General features: G+C 43.1%; 15 protein-coding genes and 2 pseudogenes. 7 read left to right on the forward strand and 10 right to left on the reverse strand.

The features are described 5' to 3' along the window. Positions 1-38 precede the first annotated feature (38 nt). Both OEG80_RS05470 and aroQ read right to left on the reverse strand, forming a co-directional pair. On the reverse strand, positions 39-1,340 hold the full coding sequence (locus OEG80_RS05470; protein WP_263242213.1) for an ABC1 kinase family protein: 1,302 nt from the start codon (positions 1,338-1,340) through the stop codon (positions 39-41). A gap of 191 nt (positions 1,341-1,531) precedes the next feature. Further along, complete coding sequence (gene aroQ / locus OEG80_RS05475) at positions 1,532-2,068, reverse strand: type II 3-dehydroquinate dehydratase (RefSeq protein WP_263242214.1); 537 nt, start codon at positions 2,066-2,068, stop codon at positions 1,532-1,534. A 480-nt stretch (positions 2,069-2,548) separates the two neighbouring features. Between aroQ and OEG80_RS05480 the strand changes: the two genes are divergently transcribed. Together OEG80_RS05480 and OEG80_RS05485 are read left to right on the forward strand one after the other, a co-directional pair. Further along, a complete protein-coding gene (locus tag OEG80_RS05480) occupies positions 2,549-2,764 on the forward strand; it encodes a cold-shock protein (RefSeq protein WP_011513806.1) in 216 nt (71 codons plus the stop codon). Between the two features lie 251 nt (positions 2,765-3,015). Next, positions 3,016-4,176: a DEAD/DEAH box helicase gene (locus OEG80_RS05485; protein ID WP_442792463.1), complete on the forward strand. Its 1,161-nt coding sequence runs from the start codon at positions 3,016-3,018 to the stop codon at positions 4,174-4,176. Positions 4,177-4,328: 152 nt separating this feature from the next. On the opposite strand, the pseudogene OEG80_RS05490 reads toward OEG80_RS05485, so the two are convergent. The 8 genes and pseudogenes from OEG80_RS05490 to ilvA form a co-directional block, all read right to left on the reverse strand. After that, positions 4,329-5,142 (reverse strand): annotated as a pseudogene (locus tag OEG80_RS05490) (sulfite exporter TauE/SafE family protein). 97 nt (positions 5,143-5,239) lie between these two features. After that, the gene (gene ccoS, locus OEG80_RS05495) at positions 5,240-5,542 is read right to left on the reverse strand and encodes a cbb3-type cytochrome oxidase assembly protein CcoS (protein ID WP_011513803.1); all 303 of its coding nucleotides are present in this window, start codon (positions 5,540-5,542) and stop codon (positions 5,240-5,242) included. 130 nt (positions 5,543-5,672) lie between these two features. Continuing rightward, entirely contained in the window at positions 5,673-6,452 is a 780-nt protein-coding gene (locus OEG80_RS05500) for a YdcF family protein (protein ID WP_227673058.1), read from the reverse strand. Further along, complete coding sequence (gene murB, locus OEG80_RS05505; RefSeq protein ID WP_263242216.1) at positions 6,436-7,557, reverse strand: UDP-N-acetylmuramate dehydrogenase; 1,122 nt, start codon at positions 7,555-7,557, stop codon at positions 6,436-6,438. The genes OEG80_RS05500 and murB overlap by 17 nt, the downstream gene beginning before the upstream one ends. A 97-nt stretch (positions 7,558-7,654) precedes the next feature. Then, positions 7,655-8,149, reverse strand: a complete 495-nt coding sequence (locus tag OEG80_RS05510) for a low molecular weight protein-tyrosine-phosphatase (RefSeq protein WP_263242217.1) — start codon at positions 8,147-8,149, stop codon at positions 7,655-7,657. A gap of 225 nt (positions 8,150-8,374) precedes the next feature. Next, positions 8,375-8,815, reverse strand: a complete 441-nt coding sequence (locus tag OEG80_RS05515; RefSeq protein ID WP_133104596.1) for an RNA-binding S4 domain-containing protein — start codon at positions 8,813-8,815, stop codon at positions 8,375-8,377. Positions 8,816-8,912: 97 nt separating this feature from the next. Further along, positions 8,913-8,972: pseudogene (locus tag OEG80_RS05520) on the reverse strand (excalibur calcium-binding domain-containing protein); the annotation flags it as partial. A gap of 95 nt (positions 8,973-9,067) precedes the next feature. Then, entirely contained in the window at positions 9,068-10,621 is a 1,554-nt protein-coding gene (gene ilvA, locus OEG80_RS05525) for a threonine ammonia-lyase, biosynthetic (RefSeq protein ID WP_181209924.1), read from the reverse strand. Between the two features lie 297 nt (positions 10,622-10,918). On the opposite strand from ilvA, the gene OEG80_RS05530 reads away from it, so the two are divergent. The 5 genes from OEG80_RS05530 to rpiA all read left to right on the forward strand — a co-directional run bounded on the left by OEG80_RS05530 (position 10,919) and on the right by rpiA (position 14,741). Then, a complete protein-coding gene (locus OEG80_RS05530) occupies positions 10,919-11,293 on the forward strand; it encodes an ArsR/SmtB family transcription factor (RefSeq protein WP_263242219.1) in 375 nt (124 codons plus the stop codon). Between the two features lie 58 nt (positions 11,294-11,351). Then, positions 11,352-11,756 (forward strand): arsenate reductase (glutaredoxin), encoded by a 405-nt coding sequence (gene arsC, locus OEG80_RS05535; protein WP_263242220.1) that lies wholly within the window; start codon positions 11,352-11,354, stop codon positions 11,754-11,756. Further along, on the forward strand, positions 11,746-12,492 hold the full coding sequence (arsH, locus tag OEG80_RS05540; protein ID WP_263242222.1) for an arsenical resistance protein ArsH: 747 nt from the start codon (positions 11,746-11,748) through the stop codon (positions 12,490-12,492). Before arsC ends, arsH begins: the two co-directional genes overlap by 11 nt. 137 nt (positions 12,493-12,629) lie before the next feature. Further along, positions 12,630-13,934, forward strand: coding sequence for an arsenic transporter (locus OEG80_RS05545; RefSeq protein ID WP_263242223.1), 1,305 nt, complete (start codon positions 12,630-12,632; stop codon positions 13,932-13,934). Between the two features lie 147 nt (positions 13,935-14,081). Next, the gene (gene rpiA, locus OEG80_RS05550; protein WP_263242224.1) at positions 14,082-14,741 is read left to right on the forward strand and encodes a ribose-5-phosphate isomerase RpiA; all 660 of its coding nucleotides are present in this window, start codon (positions 14,082-14,084) and stop codon (positions 14,739-14,741) included. Positions 14,742-14,851: the final 110 nt, after the last annotated feature.

Below are 14,851 nucleotides of genomic sequence, written 5' to 3' on the forward strand. Positions count from 1 at the left end.
CTAAAACTTGTCCTATATATTTATAGCAATTTAACGCTCTAAAAACCTATATATTCATGTACCAGTGGCGACAAATCTATCGTCACTCCTAGATTGACTAGGTTCCAGTATTGTCCTGATATAGTACGGTCGAGCATCATCGTAGAGGCTGATGGTTGAAACTGTCCAAAGTATTTCAAAGAAGTGCGCATTTGGTCGATGGCTTCATGATGGGTTTGACTGCTTGTAAAATCAAAATCACCGTCTTGATAGGGTTTGATAGATAAGGGTTTCAGCCCAATCTCTAACCATTTTCCATAAAACTCACCCGGTACAATTTTATCGTCTTCACGGCGTATATCCAGAGCAACCAAATCTTGCTCAAGGGCAGTGACATCACCTTTTAAGGCATGCTTGGCAAATCGGCGAAATAATTGAACTTCGCTGTCGCTATAGCTACGAATCCCGCCAAAATCATAGGCAACCACACTGCCATCAGCACGGAACGCAAAGTTGCCCGGATGAGGGTCGCAGTGCATTCGATATAACCCAAACAGCTGCCCTGCGGTAAAATGAAACAAGCGCACTGCGATTTTCTGCTTAATATCATTATCCCACGTTGCTGCCACTGTCAAGGTTTCGCCGCTCTCTTCTGTCAAGGTCAAGATTCTTTTAGAAGAGTGACTGCTAATCACTTTTGGGATAATGAGACCCGTATCTTCGGCATGAAAAGCGCCGAATACCCGCAGATTATGCGCCTCTTTAATATAATCAAGCTCATCATGTAAGCTTTGGCGAATTTCGTGAAATAACTGCTCTTGCAATTGCTTACTCATATTGAGCACGCCAGCGATTTTTAGTGCCATACGGACTTGTTTTAGGTCGCTATCACAATTTTTGTCGACATCAGGGTATTGCACCTTAACCACAACCCTTTGTCCAGATGGTAAAATTGCGCGATGTACCTGTCCGATGGAAGCTGCAGCAAATGGCATTTCTTCGAATTCAGTAAACAATTCATGAATAGGTGCTTTGAGCTCACGTTCAACTTGTACGCGTATCTGTGCATAGGGCATCGCCGGTGCATCTTTTTGCAGTTTCTCTAATGCAGTTGCAACTTCAGGTGGAAACACATCTTTATACTGCGAGGCAATTTGACCTACCTTCATGACCGCACCTTTCATCTCACCTAAAGTTTCAGCGATTTGAATACCGACATCTTGCATCAATTCTGAGCGCGCTTGTAGGCGTTTTTCTTCGTCACTTGAGAGATGTTTTAGGGAGTTTTTAGCTGCTTTTCCAGCAATACTTGCTGTCATACCAGCAAGTTTCATAAAGCGCGTTCCGGACGATTTTGCCATGCCTATCACCATATAGTGGGGTATTTAGTGGGTTATTATCTAACCCCTAATATTATTATTTTAATCGAATGAATGCTGTTTAACTACTGTGCTAAAAAGTATCGCAATAACGGTTTGTGTAGTACTTGTCGCAGTAATTTTTGTCATGTGTTCGGCAGTATTATTTAGATAAAAACCTTAACGCCATTAAACTACTTATTCAGTGTTATTGCATAAGTATGGGTCAGCCAATAATCCAATGCCATATCATAGCCCAAATGCCCCAAACCACAAATCACGCCAACCGCTACATCACATAAATAAGAATGCTCGCGAAACGACTCGCGTGCGTGGACGTTAGATAAATGTACTTCTATAAATGGCTTTTGGGTAGCAAGTAGCGCATCGCGTATCGCAACAGACGTATGAGTAAAAGCAGCAGGATTGATGATTATGGCATCGATCTGTGCGCTTGGCTCTGCCAATAGACCGTAATACTGAATATCATCGACCAGTTTGCCTTCATGATTCGACTGACTACAAATTAGCTCAATACCATGTGCCGCGGCGCGCTTGATTAAAGCACTCTCAATATCAGCAAGCGTCATATGACCATAAATATCAGGCTCACGTTTGCCGAGTAGATTTAGATTGACACCATTAATCAATAATAGCTTATGAGTAAGGGTTTTATTGGCTTTTTTATGGGAAGCAGTGCTGGTCGTTGTTGATTGAGATGAGGCGGTCATAATGGTCTCTATGAGTAGCAATGAATATGTCTAGATAAATTATTGGTGAGTATAAGCGTACTACAATAACAGGTGTTAGGAAACATAGCGCTCTCTATCCTTTTATATTAACAGCTTGCAAGCTAACTTATAAAAAAATAATTCCAAAAAATAGATCGAGGTATAAAAATCATCTTAAAAGCCTTTGTGTTGCTAAAAACCCGTGTTATGATATTTTTTACACAATAAACATTACATGTTTGTTGCTAACTCTAGTTTGGTAGATAATTAACACTTTTTTGATAAAGTAGTTTTAGTTTCCATCAAAGACTAGAGGCATTAAAATGACTAAATACTAAAAGTAAGTATAAGGCTTTCATATTTCGCTAATACTGTATTAGATAGTCACTTTTAAGTTTTGATTTCATCATCTTGGTACCCGTTTATATGCAATGATGCAAAGGAATTTGGGACTAAGTAAACTTTTTAGGAAGTAATATTATGTCAGCTCGCGAGCAAGGTATCGTTAAGTGGTTTAATGACTCAAAAGGCTTTGGTTTCATTCAACGTGATAGCGGAGAAGATATTTTTGTGCATTTCCGCGCGATCCAAGGTGATGGTTATCGCTCTCTAAAAGACGGCGAAAAAGTTGAGTTCAGTGTGGTAGAAGGTGATAAAGGCCTACAAGCTGAAGAAGTCAGAAAAGTAGAAGAGTAATCGTAACAGTCATTCGTGCAGTTTAGCTATAATGTCTGTACAAACTACTGATATACTACTGAGTCAAGCCCGTCCTGTCTTACTTATGTTGATTTTAACGCAGCGTATTTGGTAAGCATCGACATGGGGCTTGGCTTTTTTATGCTTATCAGTTTTATAGGGCTTGCCTGTTGGCTAATGGTTGATATAAATCGTTAAGCCTTATAGCCTCTCATTTATTTATGATACACAAGCGATTTATATAAAAGGATATTTCTTTGAGTAACTTTACGACGTTTACGGATTTGCCACTTTCAGCAGCGACCTTGCGTGCAGTAAGTGACTTAGGTTTTACTGAATTGACGCCGATTCAAGCAAAAATACTGCCGCATACGCTGGCAAACCAAGATGCGATCGGACAGGCGCAGACGGGTACGGGCAAGACGGCTACATTTTTATTGACCATTATGGAGGCGTTACTTAAGCGTCCATTTGCTGCTGATGAAGAACGTCATTTAGGTGAGCCACGTGCTGTCGTTATGGCACCTACCCGTGAGCTTGCTCAGCAAATATTCGATGACTGTATCGCTTTGACCAAATATACTTCTTTGCATAGCGTCTGTATTATGGGTGGCACCAATTATGAAACCCAGCAGCATGAGCTTGAGCGTCAATACGTCGATATATTGATTGCTACACCTGGTCGTTTGATTGATTTAATGCACAAAGGTATGGTTTATCTTGATCGCGTAGAAGTATTAGTATTAGATGAAGCAGACCGCATGCTCGATATGGGGTTTATACCCGATATCAAACGCTTAGTCGGTCGCATGCCGCCTAATACCGACCGTCAAAGTTTATTGTTTTCTGCTACCTTTAACCAAGATGTGATGGGTTTGGCTTATCGCTGGTTACATGAGCCAGAGTTTGTTGAGATTGAGCCTGAGCATAAAACCAGTGAGCTGGTAGACCAACATTTTTATCTCTTAACCGAAGATCAGAAGCTAGAAGCGGTTGAGCGTATTATCACGGATAGTACGGTAGAAAAGGTCATTATTTTTGCCAATCGTAAAGACCAAGTAAAGCGCCTATATCATAAGCTGCGTCAGGGACATAAAATTGTCATGTTATCAGGCGATGTGATTCAGCAAAAACGCGAAAAATATTTACAGCGCTTTAAAGATGGTCATGCTTCTGTTTTGGTCGCGACTGATGTAGCAGGGCGCGGTATTCATGTAGATGATGTCAGCCATGTGATTAACTATACCTTACCAGATCAGCCAGATGACTATGTACATCGTATTGGTCGTACTGGGCGCGCCGGGCAAACCGGTATTAGTATTAGCTTTGTCAGCGAAGATGATGCCTTTAATATACCGGCATTAGAGAAGCATTTGGATACGAAGTTTAAGCTTGAACAGTGGCAGCCTTAAGTACTTAATATTTAGAACTCAGCCAATACATTATTCATCAAACTATTTAAAATTGTTGACTGATAAAAAAAGCCCTTGATAAATCATTAAGGGCTTTTTTTATGTATGTAATATTGGTTATAACATTAAGCAATTATCATTGATTAGTAATGCTATTCCATCGTCTCCGAGTCATTGTGCATACTGTGATCCATTTGGCTCATATCGTGGTGAGTCGTATTATCCGTATCAGTCATCATCATAGTATCACCATGCGCCATGCCCATGCTATGACCGCCGCCATGATCACCATGCATACTGGACATGGCGATAGGAACGAAGACCACAGCCAAACCTGATAATACCATCACAGCACCATTAAGCTGTCTTAAGCGAAAACGTCCAATCTTATCCCGTAACCAACCAACGGTCTCATGAGTAGCGACTAACATCGGTACGGTTCCTAAGCCAAAGACGAACATCAAGGCAGCACCGCTGAGAGGATTGTGCGCGACCACAGCGATAAGTAGGGCGCCATAGACTAAGCCACAAGGTAAGAATCCCCATAGAAGACCGGCAGACAATGCTCGCGGAAAAGTATTGAGTGGAAATACTTTTTGACGAATAGGGCTTAGGTATTGCCAAAATCGCATACCAAAACGCTCAAGTCTCTTTAAAAATGGTGCACCAAGCATGGTCATGCCGACGAACACCAATACCAAACCAAGCAAAATACGTGGTGCACTATTGCCTTGCATCAATGGTTGCAATACGGCAGTACCTAACAGTCCTGCGATCAAACCCAAAAATGCGTAGCTGGTTAAGCGACCGAAATGATAGGTCGCCACCAATGCACGGCGCTTGGCGGGGCTGACATCCCTCATCGACAGACCAAAGGCAGTTACTAAGCCGCCACACATACCTAAGCAATGCGGTGAACCAAAAAAAACCCATTAATAATGCCGCAACGAGTAAAGCTGTGGTCATGGGAAGGTACTCCTAAAAATGGTAAAAGGCGTACCGACTTATCACTCTCTTATGCAGATAGAATAAGTGGGTAACGCATTAGTAAGATAGCCCAAGGCTATGTTTTTGAGTGCTTGTCTGTATCAGAGAGAGAAGGGGTGACAATATGCGCATTATTTAGCTTATTAGATTCTTTTTCAATCGAAGTAGTAGCGCTCACTTCTTTTACTTCTTGAATAGGTGTTACATTTTCTTGAGCTTGTATGACTTGTCGACGTTCTTGGCGATCATCTAAAATAATGCGCTGGGAGGCGTTATCCAAATCCTCAAATTGATTGGATTTGACCGCATAACGTACTGCCCAAATCGCGACCACAAACAGCATGAGACTTAATGGAATTAGTAAAAATATACTGAGCATGGCACATCTCTTTAATCGCAGTTTCTTTTACTATTATACACCTGTTGCTAGTGAGATGGTTGACCTGTAAGGATAAAGGGAAAAAGGTAGGTTATTATGAGGGTATGTTTCTAAAATTGAGGTATAGACTCTAGTCGTCAGCAGTTTTGGCAACTTTACCTCTTGGAGTCAACAGCTGCTGCGACGTCACTTCTTTAGCTTGGCGACAATTTGCTTGAGGTCGTATCACATCGCGTAGATAGGCGGCAACCTCATAAACCGCCCGCCTAGAATGGCTTAAGTTTTGTGCTGGCTCCATCCAGTCACGTATGACGGGTAAGGGGGCATTAATCGCCGTGCTATTGATACCGTTTAAGGCAAATTGTCTGCGAGCACGTGCCATATGGTAGCTGTCGGTGATGAGATAGACATGATGCAGAGGGATACGCTTTGCCGTAAATCGCGCATTCTCGCAAGTATTCATACTGGCGTTTTCGCTGATTAACCCATCAATACCATGCTCAATCAGCCATTGACCAAGCCAAGGCGCTTCAGCACCACTGAGTACAATGGGCAGAGGAAGGTCGTGATAGGCTGTAGCGGCAGCACGGGCACGATTAAGGCTATAGCGATTGAGGATAATTTGATTGTTATTATCATTGGTTAGACCGCCACCCAATACCACATAAGCGGTAGGCGGCGAGCTCATAGCAACAGGTGGCATTTTTGGTAGCGGCAGATGAGCCAATATATAGACTACTGCTTGAGAAAATAGCGGCGTGAATAAACTGATGAGGACTAAAATAACTGTCGTTGCACCCAGCAAAAACGTGGCATTGATAATACGAAACAGCTTGATCATACGCTCAGCTGAACGTAAATAATGTCGCCATAGGCGATTAGACCATGACTGCTTAGACCACATGCTCATCGTATCCAATGGAGCCATTGGCATTTACCCATACTGGCTCACGCGACAGTTGAATCGCAAATTTCTCATAGACAGTATCTATAATATATTTTTGAGCAGCGGCGACATCTTGTTTAGTAGCAATATACGGCGCGTGATTGGTCAGTACTAGCGCTTGCTGCTGATGGGTAAAAATAGGCTCTATACCGCCGCCCTTTAGACCCGCTTGTTCGATAAGCCAGCCGGCTGCCACTTTAGTCATTGCGTCAGGCATTGGGTAGCCAACGATAGCCGGATAAGATGATTGCAGCGTAGCAAATTGATCTTGAGGGACAATAGGATTTTGAAAAAAGCTGCCGCAATTTGGTAATTGCTTCGGGTCAGGCAGCTTTTGCTGACGAATCTCAATGATGGCATGCATTACATCAGCGGGCGTCGGTTTGGTGCGACCTTGCTGTATCGCATAGCTCTGTGCGACGGTCTGTACATCACCATAGCTTGCCAGCACCTTTGTCGCATCAGTATGCAATCTAAAACCCACACAGCTGATTAGCCACGTATTCGGCTGACGTTTAAACATACTATCACGATAGCCGAAATCGCAGTCGACCGCGGTCAAATCATGCCACGTTTGACTTGGCAGATGGTAAGCACGTACAGACTGTAAGCAGTCCTCTAGCTGAACACCATAAGCGCCAATATTTTGTATGGGAGCGGCGCCAGTCAGACCAGGTATGAGGGCAAGGTTTTCGAGTCCATACCAGCCTTGAGCGACCGTATGTACCACCAAGTCGTGCCAGTTTTCACCTGCCATTACCTCGATATCGACATGAGAGTCTGTTTGCGCTGTCACCTGTATACCACGCATTTGTGGTCGTAAGACAATCGCATTGAGCTTTGCTGGTAATAGTACATTACTACCACCGGACAAGACAAATAATGGCTTTCTATGTTGAGTATTTTGCTCATAATAAGCCATAAACTCATCAAGTTGCACCTCATCCGTTAAGGTAACTACAGAGTCAGCCATACATGCCAAAGCCATGGTGTTGCTATGAGACAAATCAGCTACGTCATCAGATAGAGTGTGTGGTGCACTGGGTTTAGAGCATAAAGCTGAAGTCATAACATAGCCTATGGGGCAAGTAAACAAAAAGTCATATGGTATTTATTATAAAGGATGCTAGGTATAAAGGTAGCAAAAATATAGCGCCTTATGATTACTATATCTTCCAGCTTTCAATCCAAGCTTGTGCACTTGATTCGATACGCTCGATTACCTCTTCAAAAGCATCGCCATCACCAGTGTATGGGTCTGGCACATCATCACCGCCGTAAGTGGGATCTTCCTCACTAAATAAAGCCAATTTGGCTAATTTTTTATCGGTATTTGTTATACCGTTTTTAATACTCTGCAAGTCTGCTAAATTTTGTGCATCCATCGCTAAGATTAAATCAAAATCGCGAAAGTCATCAGCACTGACTTGGCGCGCGACCAATTTATTGATGTTGTAACCATGAGCTTTAGCGTGACGCTGCGCGCGCTCATCAGGTGAATGCCCAATATGCCAATCCCCAGTGCCTGCCGAATCTACCTTCATCGACAACCCTGCAATCGCTGCTTGCTGACGAAAAATCTCTTCAGCAGTTGGTGAACGGCAGATATTCCCCAAACAGACCAATAATACAGATGACGGAGTAGACGCTTTGATGGGCATATGATGACCTTTTGTCGCAATAAAAAAACATGCTATCAAAATCAACACTAAAAATGTGATTTATAAGCATGCTATAGAGTGTAAGTTAATGAGTGATAGCGTAACGGTTAATACCTTGAATGGCAAGGGCGGAGAGTAAACAATAGGGTCAGCGGTTCATGCATACCCGCTAGCCGTATTATTATTTAAGATGAGGCGATATTATTACTGATCTTACCAAGAGAGCTAATCTTGATTGCTCTTAAAACGATGTAAATCACGGCGCTCTTTTTTATTGGGTTTGTTGTCTGGACGGGCAAGGTTGGCAAGTTTACGCTGCTCAGCATAATAGTCACGGCGAGCGATGCTTTCTTCGGTTTCTGAATACAATACTTCAGCTGCTGTTGCGTTACCGCGTTGCGCCGTTAGTGCTTCAACAACGACTGTCTTTTCAGTCATGGCAGTGGCTGATCCTTGACGAATCTGCAATTCATCGCCAACGGTAATCTCTTTACTGGTCTTTGCGCGGCTACCTGCATAATGTACGCGCCCGCTTTCGATGGCTTCTTTGGCAAGAGTGCGAGTGCGGTAAAAGCGTGCAGCCCATAACCATTTATCAAGACGCATACGAACAGCATCAGGATTGCTATGACTGGGCTGATTGTGGTTTTTATTATGTTTACTCATCAAAACCTCATAGATATCAATAACGTAAGATTATAATGGTGGTATTTTTAATAATTAAAAGAGCATTAAGCGATTAACATCGTTTTTGTCATTGAAGTTATTGACAACACTGCTGTTCACAGGGGATGCCGTCATGGTTATTATCCATTTTTGTATTAGGACAGTGCTATAAGATTTAAGTGGCTTCTGTGCATTATGTCATTTGGGATTAATGCTTTCGGCCACTGATAAATTGATAGTCTACGTTTATTTTTATTTCAAAAACAAATGATAACCAACATTATCATTAAGCATGGTGCAGTCGTAACCGATATCGAGCAGCGCATCTTGTAGCTGGCGAGAGTTACCCTCAGAAGCTTGTAAACCGACCAATACTCGACCTTCAGCAGCGCCATGATTGCGATAATGAAACAAGGTAATATTAAAATCGTCACCCAATTTTTCTAAAAAGGTCAATAAAGCGCCTGGACGTTCTGGGAAAGTGACTTGTAATAACTGCTCATTTTCAACATGAGCATGACCACCAATCAGATGACGGATATGGGATTTGGCGACATCGTCATCGGTCAAGTCGTGTGCTGTATAGCCATCAGCTACCAATTGCGTACGGATGGTTTGACGCTCTTTGTCACCTTCTTTTAATGCAATCCCGACGAATATCGCCGCAGGTTCCATAGAATCAGGTGATTTCTTACTATCAGCACGGTAATTAAACTCAGTAATATTACGACCGTGTAGGCTACGACAGAAGTTTAAGAAAGCGCCAGTCTGCTCAGGGATCGTTACGCCAAAGATGGCTTCTTTTTTCTCACCAATCTCAGTACGCTCAGCGATGTAGCGCAAGCGATCAAAATTCATATTGGCACCGCAAATGATGGCGACGCAGTTTTTGCCTTGTAGGTTATGAGCCTCGATGTATTTTTTCATACCAGCAACTGGCAGCGCGCCAGCAGGCTCAACGATACTACGGTTCTCTTCAAAGATATCTTTGACAGCAGCGCAAACTTCATCGTTGGTACAAGTGACGACTTCAGGATCGACGACAGGACCGGACTTATCGCTCTTCTGCATACGAACAATATCAAACGGTAATTCGCCGATTTGGGCAACTGCCACACCATCGACGAACAGTCCTACTTGTTCAAGTTTGACTCGCTCATTGGCTTCAAGTGCCGCTTTTAGTGACGCTGATTGGTCGGCTTCTACAGCGATGACTTTGACATGCGGGGCAACTTCGCCCAAAAATGCAGCGACGCCAGAAATCAGACCACCACCACCAACTGCTACAAAAACATAATCCATATTGCGCCATTGCTGGGTGAGCTCAAGCCCGATGGTACCTTGTCCAGCAATCACCAGCTCATCATCATATGGTGGGATAAAAGTCAGACCTTCACGCTCAGCGCGATCAATGGCATAGCGATTGGCTTCATCAAAGCTATCACCGTACAAGTCGACATTGCCGCCAAGTGCTCTGACGGCATCTACTTTGATATCAGGAGTAGTAGTTGGCATAACGATAATGTTATTAAGAGCAAGTTTACGAGCAGAGTAGGCAACCCCTTGGGCATGGTTACCTGCCGATGCGCAAATCACGCCACGTGCTTTTTGCTCATCATTTAATTGGCTAATGCGGTTATAAGCACCGCGCAATTTAAAAGACTTTACCGGTTGCAGGTCTTCACGTTTAAAACGAATGTCATTAGCAAAACGTTGGGTCAGTTTGGGTGCCGCTTCAAGTGGTGTTTGAATAGCAACATCATAGACGGTGGCTTGTAAGATGGCTCGTACCCAATGTGACAGCATAATGATTCCTAAACTTGTGAATGTATGAGTGAAAAAGTGCGGTGAATTATAAGTAAATAAGCGAGTCGCTATTAGCGACAAAAAATGCAGAGAATGATAAAAATCAAATAGATTAGCCTATGCTGATTTTAAACATGTTGCAAGACACAATTACAGTTTTTGCGGCGGTTTGGTCATTGATGCTCATCAAACAAAGATAAATTAGAGCAATTACTACTTTTTTTGCTTATTTATCCAAAAAAACTTGAGTCATTTCCATATGTCTGTATTATTGGACATATGGAAATGACTCAAGCTATGACAAGTTTTGCCGCCCTCTCACAAGAAACCCGCTTAAAGGCATTTCGACTGCTGGTCAGTCACGAGCCTAAAGGATTACCTGCGGGTGAAATTGCGCGCCAACTGTCTGTACCGCATAATACGATGTCCACACATCTATCGGTGCTGGCACGAGCAGGATGGGTGATATCAGAGCGCCAAAGCCGGCAGATTATCTATCGTGCCTCTTTATCACATATGCAGCTAATCATTGAGTTTTTATTACAAGATTGCTGCGCTGGGAACTCAGAGCTGTGCACGTCTCTTGTTAATAATTTAAATAGCTGTTCAACCGATAGGCGCGGTGCAATTAATACGTTAGATGATAGTGTTAATAAACAGCGCAAGTGTTAAATCACTACAAATCAAAAACGTCCCAATTCTATATTCATAAAAAATAGGTGAGATTACGATGACATCTTTGATTTTTCACAACCCAAAATGCGGTACTTCTCGTAATACCTTAGCCATTATGCAAGCGTCAGGGGATAATCCAGAGGTGATTGAATACCTTAAAACACCGCCGAGTCGCGAGTATTTGGTTGAGCTATTAGAAAAAATGGCTCTCTCACCACGAGAGCTGTTACGCAGTAAAGAGTCGATTAATGATGAGCTGGGTCTAGACAACCCTATGCTATCTGATGACGAAATTATCGATGCCATGATTGACCATCCTATCTTAATCAATCGTCCTATCGTAGTCACAGATAAGGGCGCGGCATTGTGCCGACCATCAGAGCGAGTGTTTGAGTTACTAGATAACCCCGTGAATAGCTTCACTAAAGAAGATGGGGAAGTGGTTTATTATGGCAAATAATACAGCAGATTTGAATGTGGTCGATTTGGATAATTTGCCCAATATTGATTCAAGTCTTATTCATCCTATCGATATTGAGTCTTTAATAGGCGCAAATGACCCACGCCATGCGCCAAAAATACTGGTGTTATACGGCTCATTACGCACGCGTTCCTTTTCAAAGCTAGCAGCCGAGGAGGCGAGTCGTCTATTGCGCTGGTATGGTTGTGAGGTGAAGATGTTTGATCCATCTGGCTTGCCATTACCGGATGCTGTTGATGCAGACCATCCTAAAGTGCAAGAGCTGCGTGAGCTTGCGCAGTGGTCAGAGGGTATGCTGTGGGTCAGTCCCGAACGTCACGGAAGTATGACCAGTATCATGAAAGCGCAAATCGATTGGATCCCGCTGTCATTGGGCGGCGTCCGACCAACTCAAGGCAAGACTTTAGCGATAATGCAAGTCAGTGGAGGTAGTCAAAGCTTTAATACGGTCAATCAGCTGCGTATTCTTGGGCGCTGGATGCGCATGATTACTATCCCAAATCAGTCGTCTATTCCAAAAGCCTTTTTGGAATTTAACGATGATAATCGCATGGATAAGTCGCCTTTATATCTGCGCCTTGTTGATGTTTGTGAGGAGTTAGTGAAGTTCACGTGGCTCATTCGTGGCCGCTCAGCCTATCTGACGGATCGCTATTCTGAACGGGTTGAAAGTGCTGAAGAAGTATCAAAACGCGTCAATCAAAAATCGATTTAATTTTTAATTCTAAATTGACCTAATATCGATTCGATACTTATTCAATAAAATAGGCTAAATCAAGTAGGCTGTATGAAGCCTACTTGAATAAATGTCACTAAGTTTTCTTAAGTAAGTCTGCTTAAGTAAGGTAGTTCATGCTCGCATTGATTATTTTTATCGTTACTTTAGGGCTAGTAATATGGCAACCTAGAGGTTTAGGCATTGGTTGGAGCGCTATGGGTGGGGCGTTGGTCGCCCTAGCTTTTGGTGTGGTGCAATTATCTGATGTTGGTGTCGTGTGGGACATCGTTTGGGATGCTACTTTTACCTTTGTCGCCCTGATTATCATCTCTCTTATCTTAGATAAGGCTGGGTTTTTTGCTTGGGCAGCCCTGCATGTAGCGAGATTGGGTAATGGACAAGGACGTCTATTGTTCCCTATGATTGTGATATTAGGCGCTTTTATTTCTGCGTTTTTTGCCAATGATGGGGCAGCATTATTACTGACCCCGATTGTGATTGCGATTTTATTACGGTTAAATTTTTCGCCGCCATCTGCATTGGCATTTATCATAGCGACTGGTTTTATTGCTGATACTGCAAGTTTGCCATTGGTCACATCTAACCTCGTTAATATCGTTAGTGCTAACTACTTTGATATTGGTTTTGGACGTTATGCTTTGGTTATGGTACCAGTCAATATTGTCTCTGTACTAGCAACGCTAGCGGTGCTATGGATATTTTATGCACGCCACATTCCAACACACTACTCGATGGCGGACCTTAGTGCACCTGAGTCAGCGATCGAAGACACTTTGGTTTTTAAAGCTGCTTTTCCGCTACTGGCTTTGCTGCTAGTCGCTTATTTTGCGACAGAGTCGCTCGGTATTCCTATCTCGCTCGTCACTGGCGCAGCTGCATTACTGCTCATGGCGATTGCAGGGCGATTTTGGCAAGGCGGTCGTGGGGCGGTGATGTCCGTGCCTGAAATTGTCCGTAAAGCACCTTGGCAGATTGTTTTATTTTCTATTGGTATGTACTTGGTTGTTTACGGTTTGGGTAATGCTGGATTAACTGCCTATGGTGCTCAAATCTTGAATTGGTTAGGGCAACAAGGCAATCTAATAGCAACCTTGGGCACAGGATTCCTCTCTGCTATCGTGGCATCTATTATGAATAACATGCCCTCTACCTTGATAGGCGCACTAGCGATTGATAGCGCCCAAGTACCGACCGCCACTCGTGAGCTGATGATTTATGCCAATGTTATTGGCAATGATTTGGGGCCCAAATTTACGCCTGTGGGCAGTCTTGCGACTTTACTATGGCTGCATGTATTGGCAGAAAAGGATTATAAAATCAGCTGGGGGCAGTATATGAAGATTGGTTTGATTATCACCCCACCAGTGTTATTAGTCACCTTATTAGCGTTGGTATTTTGGTTGCCCTATTTGTCTTAGTTTTAAAATTTAACGTCATATCTGATTATTAGAGGCGCTATTACGCTGACATCCATCAAAGTCATCGGTTATAATAGCGGCGCATTTTACCTCTTTTACCCTTTACTTTTTTTTAAAGCGATACGTTTATTTTGCCAAGGACTTATGATGAGTGATCAGCAAGCACAAAAGCAAGCCGCCGCCCGCGCCGCCCTACGCTATATCGAAGATGATATGATACTTGGCGTGGGGACGGGAAGTACAGTGAACTGTCTGATTGAGTTATTACCAACCGTAAAGCTGACTGGCGCAGTTGCAAGCTCGCAGGTGACAGAAGATAGATTGCGCGCACTTGGTATCGAGATTATTGACTTAAATTTTGCCGGTCAGCTTGATGTATATATTGATGGTGCTGATGAAGTAAACGCGCATTTGCAACTGATTAAAGGTGGCGGCGGTGCGCTCACGCGTGAAAAAATCGTTGCTGCTGCATCGAACAAATTTGTTTGTATGGTTGACGCAAGTAAAAGTGTCGAGATACTAGGGCGCGAATTCCCAGTGCCGATAGAGGTATTGCCACAAGCCCGCTCATATGTGGCGCGCGAGTTGGCCAAAATGGGCGGTGAACCTGTTTATCGTGAAGACTTTGTCACCGATTATGGCAATGTGATTTTGGATACTTATGATTTAGATGTCAGTAATCCAATAGCACTTGAACAGCAGCTTAATAATATCGTCGGTGTGGTCTGTAATGGTATCTTTGCTGCTAATCAAGCCGATGTGTTGTTAAAAGCCAGCAGTAATGGGGTTGAAGTACTGACTCGATAATCAATAAGCGCTTGTTTATTAGACACTAACTTAGTTATCACATATTAAAAAGGCAGAGCACATAATTTGTGCTCTGTCTTTTTAATATCTATGACGGTATAAATAGCTTT

It is taken from the genome of Psychrobacter sp. SC65A.3 (genome assembly GCF_025642195.1).
Taxonomy (GTDB): domain Bacteria; phylum Pseudomonadota; class Gammaproteobacteria; order Pseudomonadales; family Moraxellaceae; genus Psychrobacter; species Psychrobacter cryohalolentis.